The organism is Pseudomonas sp. No.117 (genome assembly GCF_054558395.1).
Genome location: NZ_BAAJNP010000005.1, coordinates 426,161 through 447,550 on the forward strand (window position 1 = coordinate 426,161; position 21,390 = coordinate 447,550).

General features: G+C 67.3%; 21 protein-coding genes. 10 read left to right on the forward strand and 11 right to left on the reverse strand.

The features are described from left to right. Positions 1 to 10 precede the first annotated feature (10 nt). The gene (gene codB / locus ACYJP6_RS14820) at positions 11 to 1,273 is read right to left on the reverse strand and encodes a cytosine permease (RefSeq protein ID WP_459475765.1); all 1,263 of its coding nucleotides are present in this window, start codon (positions 1,271 to 1,273) and stop codon (positions 11 to 13) included. Between the two features lie 198 nt (positions 1,274 to 1,471). Here codB and ACYJP6_RS14825 point away from each other — a divergent pair, with 198 nt between their 5' ends. The 8 genes from ACYJP6_RS14825 to ACYJP6_RS14860 all read left to right on the forward strand — a co-directional run bounded on the left by ACYJP6_RS14825 (position 1,472) and on the right by ACYJP6_RS14860 (position 10,533). After that, positions 1,472 to 2,389, forward strand: coding sequence for a 3-hydroxyacyl-CoA dehydrogenase family protein (locus ACYJP6_RS14825; RefSeq protein ID WP_459475766.1), 918 nt, complete (start codon positions 1,472 to 1,474; stop codon positions 2,387 to 2,389). Beyond that, positions 2,386 to 3,825 (forward strand): sigma-54 interaction domain-containing protein, encoded by a 1,440-nt coding sequence (locus tag ACYJP6_RS14830; protein WP_459475767.1) that lies wholly within the window; start codon positions 2,386 to 2,388, stop codon positions 3,823 to 3,825. The genes ACYJP6_RS14825 and ACYJP6_RS14830 overlap by 4 nt, the downstream gene beginning before the upstream one ends. 359 nt (positions 3,826 to 4,184) lie before the next feature. Further along, complete coding sequence (locus tag ACYJP6_RS14835) at positions 4,185 to 5,579, forward strand: GntP family permease (RefSeq protein ID WP_459475769.1); 1,395 nt, start codon at positions 4,185 to 4,187, stop codon at positions 5,577 to 5,579. Positions 5,580 to 5,590: 11 nt separating this feature from the next. After that, positions 5,591 to 6,343, forward strand: coding sequence for a 3-hydroxybutyrate dehydrogenase (locus ACYJP6_RS14840; RefSeq protein ID WP_459475770.1), 753 nt, complete (start codon positions 5,591 to 5,593; stop codon positions 6,341 to 6,343). A 20-nt stretch (positions 6,344 to 6,363) separates the two neighbouring features. Continuing rightward, positions 6,364 to 7,065, forward strand: a complete 702-nt coding sequence (locus ACYJP6_RS14845) for a CoA transferase subunit A (protein WP_459475771.1) — start codon at positions 6,364 to 6,366, stop codon at positions 7,063 to 7,065. 1 nt (position 7,066) lies between these two features. Beyond that, entirely contained in the window at positions 7,067 to 7,693 is a 627-nt protein-coding gene (locus tag ACYJP6_RS14850) for a CoA transferase subunit B (protein WP_459475772.1), read from the forward strand. A gap of 14 nt (positions 7,694 to 7,707) precedes the next feature. After that, positions 7,708 to 8,889 carry an acetyl-CoA C-acetyltransferase gene (locus ACYJP6_RS14855; protein ID WP_459475773.1) on the forward strand — a complete coding sequence of 394 codons (1,182 nt, stop codon included), beginning with the start codon at positions 7,708 to 7,710 and terminating at the stop codon, positions 8,887 to 8,889. 222 nt (positions 8,890 to 9,111) lie between these two features. Then, positions 9,112 to 10,533: a short-chain fatty acid transporter gene (locus tag ACYJP6_RS14860; protein WP_459475774.1), complete on the forward strand. Its 1,422-nt coding sequence runs from the start codon at positions 9,112 to 9,114 to the stop codon at positions 10,531 to 10,533. Between the two features lie 56 nt (positions 10,534 to 10,589). Here ACYJP6_RS14860 and ACYJP6_RS14865 read toward each other — a convergent pair whose 3' ends face one another. The 5 genes from ACYJP6_RS14865 to ACYJP6_RS14885 all read right to left on the reverse strand — a co-directional run bounded on the left by ACYJP6_RS14865 (position 10,590) and on the right by ACYJP6_RS14885 (position 14,424). Next, a complete protein-coding gene (locus ACYJP6_RS14865) occupies positions 10,590 to 10,814 on the reverse strand; it encodes a hypothetical protein (RefSeq protein WP_058761044.1) in 225 nt (74 codons plus the stop codon). Positions 10,815 to 10,933: 119 nt separating this feature from the next. Continuing rightward, complete coding sequence (locus tag ACYJP6_RS14870) at positions 10,934 to 11,686, reverse strand: TerC family protein (RefSeq protein WP_459475775.1); 753 nt, start codon at positions 11,684 to 11,686, stop codon at positions 10,934 to 10,936. A gap of 113 nt (positions 11,687 to 11,799) precedes the next feature. Continuing rightward, entirely contained in the window at positions 11,800 to 12,615 is an 816-nt protein-coding gene (locus ACYJP6_RS14875; protein WP_459475776.1) for a quaternary amine ABC transporter ATP-binding protein, read from the reverse strand. Next, positions 12,612 to 13,463 (reverse strand): ABC transporter permease, encoded by an 852-nt coding sequence (locus tag ACYJP6_RS14880; protein ID WP_459475777.1) that lies wholly within the window; start codon positions 13,461 to 13,463, stop codon positions 12,612 to 12,614. Before ACYJP6_RS14880 ends, ACYJP6_RS14875 begins: the two co-directional genes overlap by 4 nt. Position 13,464: 1 nt before the next feature. Further along, positions 13,465 to 14,424 carry an ABC transporter substrate-binding protein gene (locus tag ACYJP6_RS14885; RefSeq protein ID WP_459475778.1) on the reverse strand — a complete coding sequence of 320 codons (960 nt, stop codon included), beginning with the start codon at positions 14,422 to 14,424 and terminating at the stop codon, positions 13,465 to 13,467. Positions 14,425 to 14,747: 323 nt separating this feature from the next. Here ACYJP6_RS14885 and ACYJP6_RS14890 point away from each other — a divergent pair, with 323 nt between their 5' ends. Next, entirely contained in the window at positions 14,748 to 15,581 is an 834-nt protein-coding gene (locus ACYJP6_RS14890; RefSeq protein ID WP_459475779.1) for an MBL fold metallo-hydrolase, read from the forward strand. A 299-nt stretch (positions 15,582 to 15,880) separates the two neighbouring features. Here ACYJP6_RS14890 and ACYJP6_RS14895 read toward each other — a convergent pair whose 3' ends face one another. The 3 genes from ACYJP6_RS14895 to hpxO form a co-directional block, all read right to left on the reverse strand. Next, positions 15,881 to 16,663 carry a phosphate/phosphite/phosphonate ABC transporter substrate-binding protein gene (locus ACYJP6_RS14895; protein WP_459475780.1) on the reverse strand — a complete coding sequence of 261 codons (783 nt, stop codon included), beginning with the start codon at positions 16,661 to 16,663 and terminating at the stop codon, positions 15,881 to 15,883. Positions 16,664 to 16,923: 260 nt separating this feature from the next. Then, positions 16,924 to 17,949, reverse strand: coding sequence for an ABC transporter substrate-binding protein (locus ACYJP6_RS14900; protein WP_459475832.1), 1,026 nt, complete (start codon positions 17,947 to 17,949; stop codon positions 16,924 to 16,926). Between the two features lie 79 nt (positions 17,950 to 18,028). After that, positions 18,029 to 19,186 carry an FAD-dependent urate hydroxylase HpxO gene (gene hpxO, locus ACYJP6_RS14905; RefSeq protein ID WP_459475782.1) on the reverse strand — a complete coding sequence of 386 codons (1,158 nt, stop codon included), beginning with the start codon at positions 19,184 to 19,186 and terminating at the stop codon, positions 18,029 to 18,031. A 291-nt stretch (positions 19,187 to 19,477) separates the two neighbouring features. Here hpxO and ACYJP6_RS14910 point away from each other — a divergent pair, with 291 nt between their 5' ends. Then, a complete protein-coding gene (locus ACYJP6_RS14910) occupies positions 19,478 to 20,071 on the forward strand; it encodes a Yip1 family protein (protein ID WP_459475783.1) in 594 nt (197 codons plus the stop codon). Between the two features lie 90 nt (positions 20,072 to 20,161). Here the strand turns inward: ACYJP6_RS14910 and ACYJP6_RS14915 are convergent, their stop codons facing one another. Both ACYJP6_RS14915 and ACYJP6_RS14920 read right to left on the reverse strand, forming a co-directional pair. After that, positions 20,162 to 20,938, reverse strand: coding sequence for a DODA-type extradiol aromatic ring-opening family dioxygenase (locus tag ACYJP6_RS14915; protein WP_459475784.1), 777 nt, complete (start codon positions 20,936 to 20,938; stop codon positions 20,162 to 20,164). A 25-nt stretch (positions 20,939 to 20,963) separates the two neighbouring features. Beyond that, entirely contained in the window at positions 20,964 to 21,362 is a 399-nt protein-coding gene (locus ACYJP6_RS14920; RefSeq protein ID WP_459475785.1) for a DoxX family protein, read from the reverse strand. Positions 21,363 to 21,390 lie beyond the last annotated feature (28 nt).

A 21,390-nucleotide genomic window follows, 5' to 3' on the forward strand; every position in this document is an offset into this window, starting at 1 on the left:
GGTCGATCTCCTAGAGCGAGGCAGGGGCGGTAGCGCGCCCCCGAGTCAGCCCATTGAACACGCCATAGGCCAGCGCCGCCACTCCGATGCCCACCAGCGGTGCCACCCAGGGCGAGCCGAAGGCGGCGATGGTGCCCAGGCCGTAGGCGGCCAGCCCCGGCCAGTTGTAGCGTGGCAGGCGGGCTTCGGCGAGCAGCGGATAGCGGCCGCGATGACGCAACCAGTAGTCGGCGACGATCACCCCGCCGATGGGCGGGATCACGGTGCCGAGCAGCACCAGATAGGGCACCAGCAGGTCGTACATGCCCAGCAGCGCCAGGGCGGTGCCGATCAGGGCGCCGGCCAGGGTCACCGTCTTGCGCCTATCGGTGCGCACCAGGTTGCAGCCGGCCACGGCGAAGTTGTAGATGGTGTTGTCCTGGGTGCTCCAGATGTTGAGCAGCAGCATGGCCAGGGCGGCGGTGGCGAAGCCCTGCAGCATCAGCACCTCCACCACGTCGGGTTGCTGGTAGACGATGGCACCATAGGCACCGATCAGCACCATCAGGCCATTGCCGATGAAGAAGCCAATCAGGCTGGCGAGCACGGCCACCCGGGTGGAGCGGGCGAAGCGGGTCCAGTTGGTGGCCTGGGTGGCGCCGCTGACGAAGGTGCCGAACACCAGGGTGATGGCGGTGGACAGGTCCAGGCTGGCGCTTGGCTGGATCGCCAGCAGGCCGTCCAGCCCGCCGGCCTTGCTGGTCGTCACGCTCATCGACAGCACCAGCAGCACGGCCATGGCCGGCACGGCGATCCAGGAAAAGATCTCCAGGCCGCGATAGCCGACATAGGCGGTGGCGCAGAAGCCCAGGCCGAACACCGCCATCAGCGCCAGCACCGCGCCCTCTTCCAGGCCAAAGTACTTGCCCAGCACCACCGCCGCGGTGGCGGTACCCCAGGCGTACCAGCCGATCTGGGTGAAGCCGAGGATGAGGTCGCAGAGCTTGCTACCGCGCTCGCCGAAGGCGAAACGCCCCATGAGCACCGAGTTGAGGCCGCTGCGACAGGCGATATGGCCGAGGGCGGCGGCATAGAGACCCAGCAGGAGGTTGCCGATGGCGATGACCAGCAGCAGGTCGGCGAAGCCGAAGGCCACGCCCAGCTTGCCGCCGGCGAACATGGTGGCGGTGAAGAAGGTGAACCCCAGCAGCACCATGGCCAGGGAGGCCAGGCCCTTGCGGGCATGGGGCGGGACTTCGCTCAGGGGATAGTCGTTGCCGGCGGCATTGCTCATGACGGACTCCTCGGGATGGGCGTTGTTGTCATGAAGCAGTGCCCGTGCCAGGGCTCGTCGAAGGGCGCTGCAGAGCCTTCCGCTTGGCCGTGGCCCGGACGCCGGAGCCCGACCATGGTGCACCGCCACGCCCTGTGCCTTGGCCGGGGGCGGTCAAGTGTGAGACGGTTGCCGCGGCCGTCTCACAAGGAAAAGATCATGACCACGCCACGCCTCGCCGTCCTGGGTTCCGGTCTCATGGGCATCGGCATCGCCGTCCATCTCGCGCGCCACGGCCACGCCGTGCGCTTGCAGGACGTCGACCCCGCCCGCCTCGCCGAGGTACCGGCCACGGCCCGTACCCTGCTCGCCGAACTGGTCGAGGCCGGGATCGCGGTGGACACCGAGGCCGTCATCGACCGTCTGACTACCACCACTGAGCTTACCGACCTCGCCGACTGCGACCTGCTGTTCGAAGCCGTGCCCGAACGCCTGGAACTCAAGCACCGCCTCTATAGCCAGCTCGAAGCCGTGCTGCGGCCCGACGCCCTGATCGCCAGCAACACCAGCGGCCTGCCACCGGACGAGCTGGCCGCCCACCTGCGCCATCCCGAGCGGTTGCTGATCGCGCACTTCTGGAATCCGCCGCACTTCATTCCCTTGGTGGAGCTGGTCCCCGGCAGTGCCACCCTGCCCGCCCATCTGGAGTGCGTGCGCCAACTGCTGGAGGCCGCTGACCTGGAAGCCGTGGTGTTGCAGCGCGCCATTCCCGGTTTCGTCGGCAATCGACTGCAATTCGCCCTGCTGCGCGAGGCCCTGCACATCGTGCAGAGCGGCGCGGCGGATGCCGAGACGGTGGACCGGGTGATGCGCGCCTCCCTGGGCCGGCGCTATGCCATGGTCGGCCCGCTAGAGGCGGCGGATATGGGCGGGCTGGACACCTTTCGCGACATCGCCAGCCACCTCTGGCCCACCCTGGCGCGGGATGAAACCCCGCTAAAGGTACTGGAAGACCAGGTGGCCGCCGGCCGTACCGGTCTGCGTAGCGGCGCGGGCTTCTACGACTGGGATGCGGCGCGCCGCGAGCGTATCGTCCAGCGGCGCCTGCACCAACTGCGCCATGCGCTGAAGCCATGAGCGCCACGCCACCCGGCCTGCCGGGCCTGGAAGACTATGCCGGCATCCGCCAGCGGGCGATTCGCTCGCTGTTCGAGATCATCGAGCAGACCAGCAACGGCACTGTGATCGTCGACCGCGAGGCGCGTATCGTCTGGATCAATCAGAGATACGCCCAGCACTTCGGCCTGCCGGATGCCGCCGCCGCTATCGGCCAGCCGGTGGAGCAGATCATCCCCCACAGCCTGCTGCGCGAGGTGGCGCGCAATGGCCAGCCGATCCTGCTGGACATGCTGGAGACCCGTAGCGGCCCCCTGGTAGTGATGCGCCTGCCGATCCATACCGACGAGGGCGAATTGATCGGCGCCATCGGCTTCGCCCTGTTCGACCAGTTGCAGCAGCTGGCGCCCCTGGTGACCCGCTACCTGCGCATCCAGGAGGAGCTGGCCACCACTCGCCGCTCGCTGCAGCACGCGCGCACCGCCAAATACGGCTTCGGCCATTTCGTCGGCAGCGGTCCGGCCAGCTTGGAGGTCAAGCGTCGCGCTCGCCGCGCCGCCGCCAGTGCGGCTGCCGTGCTGCTGCTGGGCGAGACCGGCACCGGCAAGGAGTTGCTGGCCCATGCCATCCACGGCGCCTCGCCACGTGCCGGGCGGCCCTTCGTCAGCATCAATGCCGCGGCCATTCCGGAAAGCCTGCTGGAAGCGGAATTTTTCGGCACCGCACCGGGCGCCTTCACCGGTGCCGAGCGCCGGGCGCGTCCGGGCAAGCTGCAGATCGCCCAGGGCGGCACCCTCTTTCTCGACGAGATCGGCGACATGCCCCTGGCCTTGCAGGCCAAGCTGCTGCGAGTGCTGCAGGAGAAGGAATACGAGCCGCTGGGCTCCAACGAGGTGCTGGCCTGCGACGTGCGCATGATCGCCGCCACCTCCCGCGACCTGGAGACCGCCGTGGTCGAGGGACGCTTTCGCGCCGATCTCTACTACCGCCTCAACGTGCTGCCGATCCGCATCCCGCCGCTGCGTGAACGCCTGGACGACCTGGGGGTACTGGCCGAAGCCATTCTCGACGGCCTGCCCGCCGTGGCCGGGCAGCCCGCTCCCGAACTGACCGCCGGCGGCCTGGCCCTGCTGCAGCGCCAACCCTGGCCCGGCAACGTGCGCGAATTGCGCAACGTGCTGGAGCGCGCCGTGCTGCTGGGTGACGACAGCCAGTTGGATGCCACGGCGCTGGCGGAGGCCCTGGGCGTTTCTGCCGAACCGCCAGCCAGGCAGCCCATGGCGAGCGCTACCGGCGAAACCTATGCCGAAGCCCGCCAGCGCTTCGAGCGGGAGCTGTTCCAGTCCACCCTGGCCGCCTGTGGCGGCAAGGTGGACGAAGCCGCCCGGCGCCTGGGTCTGGGGCGGTCTACGCTGTACAAGAAGCTGGTGGCGCTGGGGCTTATGTCTCAAAATTGAGACCAGTCTATATTTGGAGAAATATCTGTAGGAGCGGCCCATGGCCGCGATAGATCGTCAATCGCGGCCATGGGCCGCTCCTACAAGATCCTTTCCGTAGGTTGGGTTAAGACGGCTTTATCGTCGAAGCCCAATATGGCCGGCGTCAGGTTTAATGTTGGGCTTCGCTTCGCTCAACCCAACCTACGGAGTCCAGCTTTTGAGACAAATTGTCGGTAGATGGCAACCGTCTAAATAAAAATCAATACAAAACAATAACTTATAAATCTGGCACGGTTCTGGCTCCTGGGTTCAGGCGATCCCTGCATCGCCCTATAACAACAAGAACCGCTTCGCCTGGCGAAGCTCTAGGAGAAGCCATGAGTGTCCTGATCGCACTCGCCGCCCTGGCGCTGCTGATGTTCGCCGCCTACCGGGGTTTCAGTGTCATCCTCTTCGCCCCCCTCGCCGCCCTCGGCGCCGTCCTGCTCACCGACCCGTCCGCCGTGGCGCCCGCCTTCACCGGGGTGTTCATGGACAAGATGGTGGGCTTTCTCAAGCTGTACTTCCCGGTGTTCATGCTCGGCGCCCTGTTCGGCAAGCTGATCGAGCTGTCGGGCTTCTCCCGCGCCATCGTCGCTGCGGCCATCCGCCTGCTCGGCCGCGAACGGGCCATCCCGGTGATCGTCGCGGTCTGCGCCCTGCTCACCTACGGCGGCGTCTCGCTGTTCGTGGTGGTCTTCGCCGTCTATCCCTTCGCCGCCGAGATGTTCCGCCAGAGCGACATCCCCAAGCGGCTGATCCCGGCCACCATCGCCCTGGGCGCCTTCTCCTTCACCATGGATGCCCTGCCCGGCACGCCGCAGATCCAGAACATCATCCCCACCAGCTTCTTCCAGACCACCGCCTGGGCCGCGCCCTGGCTGGGCCTGGCTGGTTCGCTGTTCGTCATCGCCGTGGGCCTGACCTACCTGGAGCGCGCCCGGCGCAAGGCCCGGCGCGAGCAGGAAGGCTACGCCAGCGTGCCGCTGCGCAACGAACCCGAGACCGCCGCCGACCTGCCGCTGCCCAATGCCTGGCTAGCCCTGGCGCCGCTGGTGCTGGTAGGCGTCCTCAACGGGCTGCTGACCCGCTGGATTCCCGACTGGTACGGCGCCACCAGCACCCTGGCATTGCCCGGCATGGCCAAGCCCATCACCCAGGAAGTCGCCAAGCTGACCGGCATCTGGGCCGTGGAAGGCGCCCTGCTGGCGGGCATCCTGCTGGTGTTGGTCACCGACTTCGGCGCCATCCGCGGCCGGCTGGCCGAGGGCAGCAAGACCGCTGTGTCCGGCGCCCTGCTGGCCGGCATGAACACAGCATCCGAATATGGCTTCGGCGCGGTGATCGCCGCCCTGCCCAGCTTCGTGCTGTTCGCCCAGGGGCTCAAAGCCATCCCCGATCCACTGATCAACGAGGCGGTGAGCGTGACCCTGCTGGCCGGCATCACCGGTTCGGCCTCGGGCGGCATGAGCATCGCCCTGGCGGCCATGAGCGACACCTTCATCGCCGCCGCCAATGCCGCCGGCATCCCCCTGGAGGTCCTGCACCGGGTGGCGGCCATGGCCAGCGGTGGCATGGACACCCTGCCGCACAACGGCGCGGTCATCACCCTGCTGGCGGTGACCGGCCTGACCCACCGCGAAGCCTATGGCGGCGTGTTCAAGATCACCCTGATCAAGACCGTGGCGGTGTTCTTCGTCATCGGCCTCTACTACCTGACCGGACTCGTCTAAGGAGACAGCTCATGGACCTCACCGGCAAGACCGCCCTGGTCACCGGCTCCACCAGCGGCATCGGCCTGGGCATCGCCCAGCGCCTGGCCGCCGCCGGTGCGACCCTCATCCTCACCGGCTTCGGCGATCCCGCGCCGGCCCAGGCCAGCCTGCCCGGACGCAGCGGCTTCCACGGCGCCGACCTGTCCCGGCCGGAGGAGATCGAAGAGCTCTTCGCCTATGCACAACGTGATTTCGGCGGCGTCGACATCCTGGTCAACAACGCCGGCATCCAGCACGTGGCACCGGTGGAAGACTTCCCGGTAGAGCGTTGGGACGCAGTGATCGCGCTCAACCTGTCGGCGGTGTTCCACACCACCCGCCTGGCCTTGCCAGGCATGCGCGAGCGCGACTGGGGCCGCATCGTCAACATCTCCTCGGTGCACGGCCTGGTGGCCTCCACCGGCAAGGCCGCCTACGTCGCCGCCAAGCATGGGGTGGTGGGCCTGACCAAGGTCACCGCCCTGGAGACCGCTCGCACCGGCATCACCTGCAACGCCCTCTGCCCAGGTTTCGTGCTCACCCCGCTGATCCAGCAGCAGCTGGACAGCCGCGGCAGCGACCCGGACCAGGCCCGTCGCGACCTGCTCAGCGAGAAGCAGCCGTCGCAGGAATTCGTCACCACCGCGCAACTGGGCGAACTGGCGCTGTTCCTCTGCAGCGACGCCGCCGCCCAGGTGCGCGGCGCCGCCTGGACCATGGACGGCGGCTGGACAGCTCAATAAACGACCCGAGGATCTACGCCATGAACAAGCTCTATCCCAACGCCGCGGCTGCCCTTGATGGGCTGGTCAGCGACGGCATCACCCTGGCCGTGGGCGGCTTCGGCCTCTGCGGTATCCCCGAGGCGCTGATCGCCGCGCTGCGCGACACCGGCGCCCGCGAGCTGACCGCCATCAGCAACAACGCCGGGGTGGATGGCTTCGGCCTCGGCCAACTGCTGGAGACCCGGCAGATCCGCAAGATGATTTCCTCCTACGTGGGCGAGAACAAGGAATTCGAGCGCCAGTACCTGGCCGGCGAACTGGAGCTGGAATTCACCCCCCAGGGCACCCTGGCCGAGAAGCTGCGCGCCGGGGGCGCCGGCATCCCGGCGTTCTACACCCGCACCGGCTACGGCACCCTGGTGGCCGAGGGCAAGGAAACCCGTGACTTCAACGGCCAGCCCCATGTGCTGGAACTGGCGCTGACCGCCGACGTGGCCCTGGTCAAGGCGCAGCGCGCCGACAAGGCCGGCAACCTGGTCTTCAACAAGACCGCGCGCAACTTCAATCCGCTGTGCGCCATGGCCGGTCGCGTCTGCGTGGCCGAGGTGGAAGAGCTGGTGGAGGTCGGCGAGCTGGATCCCGACCAGATCCACCTGCCCGGCATCTTCGTGCAGCGCCTGGTGGTCAACGCCAACCCCGAGAAACGTATCGAGAAACGCACCCTGAGCGAGGAGAAGTAAGATGGCCTGGACCCGCGAACAGATGGCGCAGCGCGCCGCCCGGGAGCTGCAGGACGGCTTCTACGTCAACCTCGGCATCGGCCTGCCGACCCTGGTGGCCAACTACATCCCCGCCGGCATGGACGTCTGGCTGCAGTCGGAAAACGGCCTGCTCGGCATCGGCCCCTTCCCCACCGCCGCGACGGTCGACCCGGACCTGATCAACGCCGGCAAGCAGACCGTCACTGCCCTGCCCGGCAGCAGCTATTTCGACAGCGCGACGAGCTTCGGCATGATCCGCGGTGGCCACGTGAACCTGGCCATCCTCGGTGCCATGCAGGTGTCCGAGCAAGGCGACCTGGCCAACTGGATGATCCCCGGCAAGATGGTCAAGGGCATGGGCGGCGCCATGGACCTGGTGGCCGGGGTACAGCGCGTGGTGGTGCTCATGGAGCACACCGCCAAGGGGGCGCACAAGATCCTGCCGGCCTGCGACCTGCCGCTGACCGGCGTCGGCGTGGTCGACCTGATCATCACCGACCTGGCCGTGCTGGAGGTGACCGAAGGCGGCCTCAAGCTGGTGGAACTGGCCGAAGGCGTCAGCTTCGATGAATTGCGCGCGGCTACCGGCGCCCCCATCCAGGCCTAGAGGAGACCCTAGCCATGCAAGACGTCGTCATCGTCGCTGCCACCCGTACCGCGGTCGGCAGTTTCCAGGGTTCCCTGGCCACTGTACCCGCGGTGGAGCTGGGCGCCACCGTCATCCGCGCCTTGCTGGAGCAGACCGGTGTAACTCCGGCGCAGGTGGATGAAGTCATCCTCGGCCAGGTGCTCACCGCGGGCGCCGGCCAGAATCCCGCCCGCCAAGCGGCGGTCAAGGCCGGGCTGCCCCACGAGGTGCCGGCCCTGACCCTGAACAAGGTCTGCGGCTCCGGCCTCAAGGCGGTGCAACTGGCCGTCCAGGCGATCCGTTGCGGCGACGCCGAGATCGTCATCGCCGGCGGCATGGAAAACATGAGCCTGGCGCCCTATGTGCTGCCCAAGGTGCGCAGTGGCTTGCGCCTGGGCCATGCGGAACTGGTCGACTCCATGATCAGCGACGGCCTCTGGGATGCCTTCAACGACTACCACATGGGCCAGACCGCGGAGAACCTGGTGGAGAAGTACCAGATCAGCCGCGAGGCCCAGGATGACTTCGCTGCCCGCTCCCAGCAGCGCGCCGCGGCGGCGGTGGAATCCGGGCGTTTTCGCGCGGAGATCACCCCGGTGCTCATCCCCCAACGCAAGGGTGAGCCGCTGCCGTTCGACACCGACGAAGGCATCCGCGCCGACACCAGCGCCGAGGGCCTGGCCCGACTGCGACCAGCCTTCGCCAAGGACGGCAGCGTCACCGCCGGCAATGCCTCCAGCCTCAACGACGGCGCTGCCGCGGTACTGGTGATGAGCGCGACCAAGGCCGCCGCCCTGGGCCTCGAACCGCTGGCCCATATCGCCGCCTATGCCAGCGCCGGGGTAGACCCGGCGATCATGGGCATCGGCCCGGTCTCGGCCACCCGCAAGACCCTGGAGAAAGCCGGCTGGCAGCTGGGCGACCTGGACCTGATCGAGGCCAACGAAGCCTTCGCCGCCCAGGCGCTGGCCGTGGGCCAGGAGCTGGGCTGGGATGATGAGAAGGTCAACGTCAACGGCGGCGCCATCGCCCTGGGCCATCCCATCGGCGCCTCGGGGTGTCGAGTGCTGGTGACCCTGCTCCACGAATTGCGTCGGCGCGAGGGTCGCCGGGGCCTGGCGACCCTGTGCATCGGCGGTGGCCAGGGCGTGGCCCTGGCGGTGGAGCGGCGTTAAGCGTAAGCCGGTCGTAGGGTGGGTAACGGCTTAGCCTTACCCACCGACGCCAATACCTATCGCGGCCATGGGCCGCTCCTACAGGGGATGATGCTTTTGTAGGAGCGGCCGCATCGGCGGACCGCCATGGCCGCGATATGACCCCAACGCGTGGAAAAGGCTGCGCCGTTTTCCACGCTACGCCTGATGTCCCTATCCAAAACAACAACAAAAGGATCTCCCATGACCTCCACCCCCTCCCGCGATTCGCGCAGCGCGCGGTTCGCCCTGGCCTGTTCCAACTGGGCCGAACGCTGGTTTCCCGATTCCTGGGTGTTCGCCGTGCTCGCCGTGGCCGTGGTGGCCCTGGCCGCTCTCGGCATGGGTGCACCGGCGACCAAGACCGCCAAGGCCTTTGGCGACGGCTTCTGGAGCCTGATTCCCTTCACCATGCAGATGGCCTTCGTGGTCATCGGCGGCTACGTGGTGGCCAGCTCTGGGCCGGCGGCGCGACTGATCGAGCGGCTGGCGCGGGTGCCGCGCACCGGGCGTGGCGCGGTGTGCTGGGTGGCCCTGGTGGCCATGCTCGCCTCGCTGCTCAACTGGGGCCTGAGCCTGGTGTTCGGCGGCCTGCTGGTGCGGGCCCTGGCGCGCCGCGAAGAACTCAAGATGGACTATCGCGCCGCCGGGGCCGCCGCCTACCTGGGCCTGGGCGCGGTCTGGGCGCTGGGGCTGTCGTCCTCGGCGGCGCAGTTGCAGGCCAATCCGGCCAGCCTGCCGCCGTCGATCCTGGCCATCACCGGGGTGATCCCCTTCAGCCAGACGCTGTTCCTCTGGCAATCCGGCGCCCTCCTGCTGGTGCTGCTGGTGGTCTCGGCGGTGATCGCCTATGTCACCGCGCCGGGACCAGATAGCGCCCGCGATGCCCGCGCCTGTGGCGTCGATCTCACCCCGGCGCCCCAGCCTGCCGCCAAGCCGGTCCGTCCGGGCGAATGGCTGGAATACAGTCCGGTGCTGATCGTACTGCTGGTCCTGCTGGCCGCCGGGTGGCTGGTGCAGGAATTCGCCAGCAAGCCGGCCATCGAGGCCATCTCCGGGCTGAACACCTACAACCTGCTGTTCCTGACCCTGGGCGCCCTGCTGCACTGGCGGCCGCGGCACTTCCTCGACGCCGTGGCCCGCGCCGTGCCGGCCACCACCGGGGTGCTGATCCAGTTTCCGCTGTACGGCTCCATCGCCGCCATCCTAACCAAGGTCAATGGTGCCGACGGCCAGACCCTGGCGCACCATATCGCGGCCTTCTTCACCCAGATCGCCACCCACGACACCTTCGCCCTGCTGATGGGGGTCTATTCGGCGCTGCTGGGGTTCTTCATCCCCTCGGGCGGGGGCAAGTGGATCATCGAGGCGCCCTATGTGATGCAGGTGGCCAACGACCTGCAGTATCACCTGGGCTGGGCGGTACAGATTTACAACGCCGCCGAGGCCTTGCCAAATCTGATCAATCCCTTCTACATGCTGCCGCTGCTGGGCGTGCTGGGGCTGAAGGCGCGCGACCTGGTCGGCTTTTCCTTCGTGCAGCTGCTGGTCCATGCACCCCTGGTGCTGGTGCTGCTATGGCTATTGGGGGGGACGTTGACGTATCTGCCGCCGGTACACCCGTAGCTCGGGTGGGGCGCAGACGCTGAAGCGGAAGGGGTGAAGCGGGAGCCGGCTGGATCTCAGCCGGCGATGGCCAGGCGGGTGCTGTCGATGATGGCCTGCAGGCGGCTCGGGTTGCTGTATTCGTCGCGATAGATCCGGCGGGTGTGCTTGGCCACGCCATGCTCGTTGACGACGATGAAGGAGAAACCACGCTTGCTGGGGGCGTCGATGACGCAGCTCATCGGCGCGAAGGCGGCGCTGAGGGCATGCATGGCGTTTTGGGCTTGGGTTTGAATGTTCATGACTTAGGTTGTAGACCTCACGTGTGACGCTGCTATGACAAAGAGATAACGAGATAGTGCCTAATTTCTTTAGCAATAGGCGTGCCGGAATGTAACAAAGCCTTCTGGCACGCCTGTGCTCACTTGCCGGCCGCCTGCTGGCGGCGCTTGGCGCGCCGCGACAGCATGTTCAGGCCCTCGATCAGTGCGGAGAAGGCCATGGCCGCATAGATGTAGCCCTTGGGCACATGGGCGCCGAAGCCTTCGGCGATCAGGGTCATGCCGATCATGATCAGGAAGCCCAGCGCCAGCATCACGACGGTGGGGTTGTTGTTGATGAAGTTGGCCAGGGGATTGGCCGCCAGCAACATGACGGTCACCGCCACCACCACCGCGATCACCATCACCGGCAGGTGCTCGGTCATGCCCACGGCGGTGATGATGCTGTCCACCGAGAACACCAGGTCCAGCAACAGGATCTGCACGATGGCCGAGCCGAACGCCAGGGTCGCCGTTTCGCCGCCCTTGGTCAGGGCGCTGTCGGGCTCGGGATCGACGTTGTGGTGGATCTCCTTGGTCGCCTTCCACAAGAGGAACAGGCCACCGGCGATGAGAATGATGTCCTTCCAGGAAAAGCCCTTGCCGAAGAGCTCGATGATGGGCTCGGTGAGCTGGACGATCCAGGCCACGGTGCCGAGCAGCCCCAGGCGCATGACCAGCGCCAGGCCGATGCCGAGGCGGCGGGCCTTCTGCTGTTGGTGGACGGGCAGCTTGTTGGTGAGGATGGAGATGAAGATCAGGTTGTCGATGCCGAGCACCACTTCCATGACGATCAGGGTGGCCAGGGCGATCCAGACGGTGGGGTCGGCGGCGAGTTGTAGCAGATAGTCCATTGCGGCGCGGTTCCGGTAGTAGGGAAAAGGCCCGACGCGAGGTCAGGCCACAGGTCTCAGCATCAGAGCCTTGGCCCTGTGAAATGCTCGTGAAGGGCCTTGCCGCAATTGTTTCAAACTGTCGCAACGCTGCGCCGCTGGACGAAGCGCGCCACGTAGTCGTCGGCCGGATGGCCGAGGATGTCCGCCGGCGTGCCCACCTGCACCAGGCGCCCGTCGCGCAGGATGGCGATGCGATTGCCCAGGCGCAGGGCCTCGTCGAGGTCATGGGTGATGAAGACGATGGTCTTGTGCAGGCGCTGTTGCAGCTCCAACAGCTGGTCCTGCATCTCGGCGCGGATCAGCGGATCGAGGGCGGAAAAGGCCTCGTCCATCAGGATGATCTCGGTATCCGCCGCCAGGGCCCGCGCCAGGCCGACGCGCTGGCGCATGCCGCCGGAGAGCTGGTGCGGCCACTTGCGCTCGTAGCCGGCCAGGCCGACCACCTCCAGCCAGTGCAGCGCCCGCTCGCGGCAGACCGCCTTGGGCTCGCCGCGCACCTTGAGGCCGTAGGCGACGTTGTCCAGCACCCGGCGGTGCGGCAACAGGCCGAAGCTCTGGAACACCATGCTGATGCGCTGGCGGCGCAGTTCGCGCAGCGCCGGCAATGGCAGTTCGAGGATGTCCTGGCCATCGATGAGGATGCGCCCGCTGCTGGGGTCGATCAGCCGGTTGAGGTGGCGCACCAGGGTCGACTTGCCGGAACCGGACAACCCCATGATGACGAAGATCTCGCCCTCGGCGATCTCCAGGGAGAGATCGTCCACCCCCACCACGCAACCGGTGCGGGCGAGGATCTCGGCCTTGTCGTGCCCCTCGCGCAGCAGCGCCAGGGCCGCCTGCTCGCGCTTGCCGAAGATCTTGGAGACCCGCTCGACGACGATCTTCATCGCTCCACCTCGTGGCGCTGGCGGCCATAGGCCTGGGTGATGCGGTCGATGACCACGGCGAGGATGACGATGGCCAGGCCGGCCTGCAGGCCCTTGCCCACGTCCAGGGTCTGGATGCCCACCAGCACCTCCTCGCCGAGGCCGCGGGCGCCGATCATGGAGGCGATCACCACCATGGACAGCGCCATCATGGTGGTCTGGTTGATGCCGGCCATGATACTCGGCAGGGCCAGCGGCAGCTGCACGCCGAACAGCTGCTGCCAGCGGCTGGCGCCGAAGGCGTTGACCGCCTCCATCACCTCGCGGTCGACCTGGCGGATGCCCAGGTCGGTGAGGCGGATCAGCGGCGGCGCGGCGTAGATCACCGTGGCGAAGATCGCCGGTACCTTGCCCAGGCCGAACAGCATCAGCACCGGGATCAGGTACACGAAGCTGGGCATGGTCTGCATGATGTCCAATAGCGGCATCAGCACCAGGCGCACGCGGGTGCTACGGGCGCAGAGAATGCCCAGCGGCACGCCGATGACCACGGCGATGGCGGTGGCCACCAGCACCAGGGCCAGGGTCTGCATCAGCTTGTCCCACAGCCCCAGGGCGCCGACCAGGAACAGCAGGCCGGTGATCAGCAGGGTCGGCACTACCCGGCGCGTCGCGTGGCCGGCCAGGATCGCGACGATCAGCAGGATGGCCCACCAGGGCGTGCCGCGCAGCAGGCCCTCGAGCCAGACGATGGCCTGCAGCAGGGTGTCGGAGATGGCGCGGAAGACATCGCCGTAGCGGGTCACCAGCCAGTCGACGCCGCGATTCACGGCATCGGCGAAGGAAAAGGTCAGGCCTTCGGGAAACATCCTAGAGCGCCGCCTGGATCTTGCTGCGCGCCGCGGCGTCGGTCACCCAGGCCTGCCAGAGTTCCGGATGGGCCTTGAGCAGCGCCTTGGCGGCGGCGGGGGCGTCCTGCTTGGCTTCGGCCTGCTCGGCCAGGGTGCGGTTGAGCAGCTCGATGGGCACGTTGACCCGACTCAGCACGGCGACCAGCTCGGGGGCGCCGTCGTGGAAGGGCTTGGAGAGGCCGGCCTGCACCTGGATGCGCTTGGCTTCGCCATCGCGCGGCTTTAGCTGCACCATGTCGACCCGGCCCAGCAAGGGCGTCGGCGACCAGTAGTAGGTGAGGATCGGCTGCTTGCGCTTGGTGGCCGAGACGATGGCCGCATCCAGCGCCGGGCCGGTACCGGGGCGGAAGTTGGTGTATTTGTCGCTCAGGCCGTAGCTCTGCAGCATCTGGGTATTTTCCAGTTCGCAGGTCCAGCCGGCGGGGCAGTTGTAGAAGCGGCCCTTGCCCGGCTCTTCCGGATCGCGGAACAGCTCGGCGTACTGGCCCAGGTCGGCGATGCTCTTCAGCTTGGGCGCCTTGGCGCCCTCGCCTTCGACCAGATAGCGCGGCACGTACCAGCCTTCGGTGGCGCCCTCGATAGGCGCGCCCACGCCGACCACCTTGCCGGCCGCGGCGGCCTTGTTCCAGGCCTCGCTGCGGCCGATCCACTCCTCGGCGAACACCTGGATGTCGTTATTGGCCAGCGCCTGCTCCAGGGTGATGGAGTTGCCAGGAATGCTGTCGATCTTGCAGTCGTAGCCATGCTGCAGGACGAAGCCCATCAACTCGGTGAGCAGCATGCCACTCTCCCAGTTCACGCCGGCGAACTTCACCGGTTTGCTGGCGCACCAGTCGGCGGCCTGGGCGGTACCAGCAGCGAGCAGGCCAAGGGACAGGCCGGTGGCCAGGAGGGAACGGCGGGGAAAGGCTATGGGCATGAGAGGCTCCGTCTGCGCTGGGCGGGCCAGGGTGGCAGAGCCGGTCCGCTGGCGATCCTAGCTTGGTCAGCACGGAAGGCCCTGGGTTCAGCCGTTGGCGGCGCAGTGCTGCGCAAATCCGCACTGGGTCAAGCTCCGGCCGCGCCTGAGCGGCGCCAGCGTCCCGGCTGGAGGCTTGGCGACCTTTCTCCTGCGGATCACCGCTCTGGCAGGAGCCTCTGCGTCGAAACGGGCTTACCGGGAGACTAAGGACAAGCGCCGCTACGCTAGAACTTTGCCCGCCTTGGCTTCTTCTACCGCAGGTCACCCTCGCGGAGCCTGCCATGCGTATCCATCACCTCAACTGCGGCTGCATGTGCCCCCTCGGCGGGTCGCTGTACGACGGCTTCAGCCGCGGTTTCGCCGCCCACCTGGCCTGTCATTGCCTGCTGGTGGAGACCGACAGCGCCGGGCTGGTGCTGGTGGATACCGGCTTCGGCGAACGCGACCTGCAGGAGCGTGGCCAGCGCCTGAGTCCCTTCTTCCGGTTGATGAATCGCATCCAGTACGACCCGGCGCTCAGTGCCCTGGCGCAGATCCGCCAGCTCGGCTTCCGGCCGGGGGATGTGCGCCATATCGTGCTGACCCACCTGGATTTCGATCACGCTGGCGGGCTGGACGACTTTCCCCAGGCCCAGGTCCATGTGCTGCAGCGCGAATGGGAGGCCCAGCGGCAGCGCCACGGCTTCATCGGCCGGCGCCGCTACAGTCCGGCGCAGTGGCAAGGCATCCGCCACTGGCAGTTCCACGAACCCCAGGGCGAGCCCTGGCACGGCTTCGCCAGCGTCCGCGACCTGCCCGGCCTGCCCCCGGAAATCCTCATGATCCCCCTGCCCGGCCACACGCCCGGGCACGCCGGCATCGCCATCCAGGCGGACGAGGGCTGGCTGCTGCACGCCGGCGACGCCTATTTCTATCGCGAGGAGATGGGTCATCCCGAACGCCGCTGTACCCTTGGCCTGAGGTTCTACCAGCGGCTGATGGAAGCCGACCGCGCCAGCCGCCTGGACAACCAGGCCCGACTGCGCGAACTCTCCCTGCGCCAGGACCTGGGGCTGACGCTGTTCTGCAGCCATGACCTGGTGGAGTTACGGCGGTTGCAGGCAGGGACACCGTAGGTTGGGTTGAGCGCAGCGAAGCCCAACAAGGCGCGACCGAGCCCTGATGTTGGGCTTCGACGATGGAGCCGTCTCAACCCAACCTACGCCAAGCGCCGTCACCGTAGGTTGGGCTGAGCACAGCGAAGCCCAACGGTGGCCGGGCCGGACTACCCATGTTGGGCTTCGACGATGGAGCCGTCTCAACCCAACCTACGCCAAAAGCCGTCACCGTAGGTTGGGTTGAGCGCAGCGAAGCCCAACATTCCCAAGCCGGCTTCCCCCCTTGGGCGTCGACGACGGCGCCGTCTCGACCCGACCTAGGCGATCACCGGATAACCCTTGTCCACCGCCTCCCGGCGCCAGTCCAGCAGCGGCAGGTAGGTCGCCTCGTCCACGGCTACGACACCGTCCATGGCCAGGAGGCTGGCCAGCTCGGGGGCAGCCGCCAGGCTGTCACCCAGGGCCGCGCGCAAGGCTTCCACCTCGGCATCGGACCGACTGGCGGCGGTGATGAAGGGCAGCGTCGGACTGGGGCGGGTGCGTTGCAGCAGGCGCAGGCCGTCGACGCGCTCCGGTTGGGCGCGCTGCAGGTAGCCGTAGGTAACGGCATCCACCGCGGCCACATCGGCATGCCCCTGCTGCAACAGTGCCAGGCTGTTGGCGTGGCTTTCGCTGACGATCATCTCGCCGAAGAAGCGGGCCCGCTCCGCCAGGGGCGCCACGGCGTGGCGCAGCAGATTCATGCCGGTGTTGGAATCCAGGCCATTGAGCGCCACGCGCTTGCCGCGCAGATCGGCCAGGCTCTCTGCCTCTAGCGTCTCGGGCACCAGGATGAAGGCGCAGTGCTCGGCGCCTGCGCAGCCTTCGAAGGTATAGCGCGGCGCCGCCACCAGTCGGACCTGGCCGCGCAGGCGGGTGGCCCAGGGATAGCCGCAGGTCTGGGCCAGCAGCAGGTCGGGATGGCTCCAGAGCGCCGACAGTTCCTCGGGCGCGGGGTCGAGCGTCTTGCCCAGGCGCAGCGCCACGGCTTCGGCCAGCTGGCGATAGGCGTCGCGTACCTCGGCAGGCTCGACGTACATGGTGAGGGCGGCGATGGCCATGGGCGGCTCCAGCAGAGGAAACCGCCATTATCGCCCATCACCTACCCGGGCGGGCCCTCAGAGTCTGCTCATAATCTGCTGCGCGTCGGCCAAATTGCGTTGAAAACGCCCTGGAAGGCCAGCCCCGCCTAGGCGGCCCCGGCGCACTACTCATGTACCACTCGTAAACCCGAGCGCGGGTCCGATCCGCTTCCTCAGGCGCTTTCATAGGGCCGCCTAGGCCTTGTTTGGCTCTAGCTCGCGAGATTTTGAACAGGCTCTTAGAGCGCCGCCTTCACCCGCTCGGCGTTTTCCGCCGGCAGCCAGGTCGTCCAGACCTCCGGATGCTCCTTAAGGAAACGCTTGGCCACCACCTGGGCGTCTTCGTGCTTCTCGGCCATGTTGGCGAGGATGCCGTTGAACTGGCCGAGGGGGAATTCGACCCTCTCGAATAGCGCGACCAGGGCCGGGGCCTTGTCGTGCAGGTCGCGTGAAACGCCGATGGTGATCTTGGCCGGCAGCGAGCGTGAGGGCAGCGGATTGGGATTCTTCGGATCCGACAGCGTCTCCCAGGCTTTTTCGCTGAAGGGCGGCTCTTCCAACTGGACCAGCTTGTAGCGGCCCATCAGCGGGGTCGGCGACCAGTAGTAGAAGAGCACCGGCTCGCCCCGGCGCATGGCGGTGGCGATGGCGGCGTCCAGTGCCGGACCGGTGCCGGTGCGGAAATTGGTATAGCTGTCAGTCAGCTTGTAGGCCTTGAGCTTCTGGGTGTTGACGATCTCGCAGGTCCAGCCGGTGGGGCAGTTGAGGAAGCGGCCCTTGCCAGGCTCTTCGGGATCGCGGAACAGCTCCTTGTAGCGCGGCAGGTCGGCCACGCTCTTGAGGTCCGGTGCCTTGGCCTTGATCCCCCTGGCCGGATCGCCCTTGACCAGGTACTCCGGCACCCACCAGCCCTCGGTGGCGCCCTTGACCGTCTCGCCGACGGCGAAGACCTTGCCGGCCTTTTCCGCCGCGCGCCAGGCCGGGCTACGACCGGCCCACTGTTCGCCGGTGACCTGGATGTCGTTCTGCGCCAGGGCATTCTCCAGGGTCACGGTGTTACCTGGCACGGCGTCGGTCTGGCAGCCGTAACCCTTTTCCACCAGCAGGCGCAGGACCTCGGTGGTGAACATGCCGCTTTCCCAATTGGGTCCGGCGAATTTCACCGTCTGCGGATAGGGGCAACCGCTCTCGGCGGCGAAGGCCAGCGGAGCCAGGGCGAAGGAACTGGCAAGGGTCAGGGCGAGACGCAGGCGCATGGGCGGGATCTCCGACAGAGGACGTGGGCCTTTCGACCCTCGACCGCGCCATTCGTCCCCCTCCCTGGCCATTTCAAGGCGGGCTATTTCACAGCGGGCCGCCGTCGGCGGTCTTGCGCAACCCGGCGATCACCGTCTCGCCGGTCTCCTCGAACAGTTCGACGTACCAGGCCTGGGTGGCCTCGGGGTCATGGCCGTGGGTGATCTCGCAGCGCTTGCGGGCCCGCGCGACGATCCCGGCCACCCGCTCCAAGCGAGCCTGCTCATAGGCCTTAAGCGCGGCGAGCGGATCGGCGTCGGCTTCCAGGCAGCGCGCCAGCACCCAGGCATCCTCCATGGCCTGGCAGCCCCCCTGCCCCAGGTCCGGCGCCATGGCGTGGGCCGAGTCGCCGAGCAGCGCGACACGCCCACGCACCAGGGTCGAGAGCGGAGCGGTGTCGTGGATCTCCACCCGGGCCACGCCCTGGGGGTCCAGCCGTTCGATGAGGCGCTGCACCGGCGGCGCCCAGCCGGCGAAGTGCTCGGCCAGCTCTTCGCGGTAGCGACTACGGTCGTTGGGCGTCCCCTTGGGCAGGGGCACGTCGAAGAAGAAATAGAATTCGTCACCGCCCATGGGCATCAGGGAGACGCGCTGGTGATTACCCACGAACTGCGCCCACTCGTACTCATCGGCGAGGTCCGGGGCGATCCTCACCCGGCCGTTCCAGTTCACGTAGCCGCAGTAGTCGCGGGTGATCGACTGCCCAACCACGCGATCCCGCAGCCGCGAGTGGGTGCCGTCGGCGGCGATCAGCAGATCGGCCCGTTCACGGCGACCGTCACTGAGTTGCACGGTCACTCCCTCGGCGTCCTGCTCGAAGCCCTCGCAGCCAACGCCCAGCGTCACCCGCTCCGCCCCGACCGCGTCCAGCAACAGGCGCTGCAGATGGGCTCGGGCAATGGGCCGCGCCGGGCGGCCGACGGCTTCATAGAGCGGTAGCAGGCTGAAGCGCGTGAGCAAGTGCCCCTGTTGATCGTGGTAGCTCATGGCGCGCATGTCACCACTCACCGCGGCGATGGCAGATCCCAGGCCCAGGCGCTCCAGCACCTTGACGCCGTTGGGCCAGATGGACAGGGCCGCCCCTATGGGGGCGAGATCGGCCGCCCGCTCGAACAGGCGCACCTGGTGCCCGGCCTGCTGGAGTGCCAGGGCCGCGGTAAGACCGCCCATGCCGGCACCGGCGATGATGATGTCGAAAGATGGCATAGCAGGCCTCACGGAGCGGTAACAGATGCCTTGCACAAGCAAAAACCTGTCCAAGTGGTCAGGTATTGGCTGGACGGGCTATGTAGCGGCGGATAGGGCGAAAATACGCACCAGGCTGGTGCCCCATGACCTCTCGTCGCTTCGTTGCGGAGCAAGCTGCCCTTCGTCGGCTGCCATGGCGCATTCCAGAGCCCTTCTATACTCATAAGGTAGTCGCCAGATGCGTTAGTCCAGCGTTCGCCATCACCTAGAGGCCCGCTTGCGGCGACACAGCGGGTGAGGAGCAGGATCATGATCAATCATGTCTGGGGCCTGCTGGCCCATCCCGATCGCGAGTGGCAGCAGATTCGTCGCGAAGGGGAAACCGTAGGGCACTTCTTTGCCCATCATGTCGCCTTTCTGGCGGCCATTCCGGTAGTGGCGTCGCTGGTCGGCACCACCACCTTCGGTTGGCGCTTCGGCGGCGGCGAGGCTCACGTTCTGGACCTGCCCACGGCGGTGGTGCTGGCGGTCATCAGCTATGCGCTGATCATGGCGGCGGTGGTGGCCATGGGTCATGTGATCCACTGGCTGGCGCGGCGCTATCCGGATCGTCCCAGTGCCAATCGCTGCATCCTCTTCGCCGGCTACGTGGCCACGCCCATGCTGATCAGTGGCCTGGTGGGCTTCTATCCGCTGGTATGGCTGTGCGCCATCGCCGCCATCGTCGGCCTGGCCTATTCGGCCTACCTGCTCTACACCGGCATCCCCTCCTTCCTCAACATCGACCAGCGGGAAGGTTTCATCATGTCCGGCTCCACCCTGGCCATCGGGGTCCTGGTGCTGGAGGTGCTGATGGCGACCACCGTGCTGATGTGGGGCTATGGACCGGGGCTGTTTGGTTGATGGAAGGCGGTCGCCATCGGCCGATGGCGACTTGATCAGACCGCAAGCCCGGCTCATCACGAAAGCCGGGCTTTCTATTTGCGCCTTCGGCTAGTGACGGGAGAAGCCGTACAGGTCCATCGCCAGGATGCGATGGGCGATGCCATCGTGATGGACGTTGAAGGTCCCGGCAGGGTCGGCGGCGCCTAGGGCGACGAACAGCGGCAACAGGTGCTCGTCGGTGGGATGCGCCTGGCGGGCCTGGGGCGCTTGGCGGCGGTAGTCCAGCAAGGCGTCCACGTCGCGCTCGCGCAGGCGGGCCTGGATCCACTGCTGGAAATCCCTGACATAGGCCGGCGAGGCCTCGCCCCCGCGACGGAAATCACCGAGGTTGTGGGTCAGGCTGCCCGAGCCGATCAGCAGGGTGTCCGCCGGCAGCACCGAAGCCAGGGCCTGGCCCAGGGCGTAATGGTAGTCCGGCCCCCGCGTCGCGCTCATCGACAGGGGGATCACCGGAATCTGCGCGTCCGGGAAGAGATAGCGCAATGGTACCCAGGCCCCGTGGTCCAGGCCCTGCTCACCCGTCTGGGCCTCCCAGCCTTGCTCGCGCAGCCCCTGGGCCAGGCGCTCGGCCAGCACGGGCGCACCCGGGGCGGGATAACTCAGCCGGTAGAGGGCTTCGGGAAAGCCATAGAAGTCGTGGATGGTGGCGGGCCGGACGGCACTGCCGAACAGCGGCACCCGGGTATCGAAATGCGCCGACACCACGACGATGGCCGCCGGCGTCGGCAGGGCCCGGCCCAGGGTACGCCAGGCTTCCCCCGCCGCTCCGGCGTCGAGGGCCTCCATAGGCGAACCATGGGAAACGAACAAGGTGGGAAGCGACATGGCAATGCCCTCTCGCGGATGATGATCAGGAAAGCTTGCGCGCATCCCAGGATGGCCGACCGGCACCCAGCAGGGCCAGGGCCGCAGCGGTCACGGCGAGGAAGAGCGGATACTCCCAGCCACCGTGGGGATTGGTGAACGACCAGCCATTGCCGAAGTGCACGGTAGCCGCGACGAACAGCTGGACGGCAGCGACGGCGGCGACCGGTCGTACCCAGGCGCCCAGGATCAGCAGGATACCGGCACCCAGCTCGAAAAAGGTGACCGGATAGGCCAACCAGCCCGGAAAACCTACCGAGGCGAAGAATCCCGCCGTGCCAGGCAGGGTGAATACCAGCAGCTTGGTGAGGCCGTGGGCCAGGAACATGGTGCCGAGAGCGAGGCGCAGCAACAGCGCGGCGTAGGGAGAGGTATTGGCGGTCATGATGGTTCTCGATGAGGTGGATGGCGCC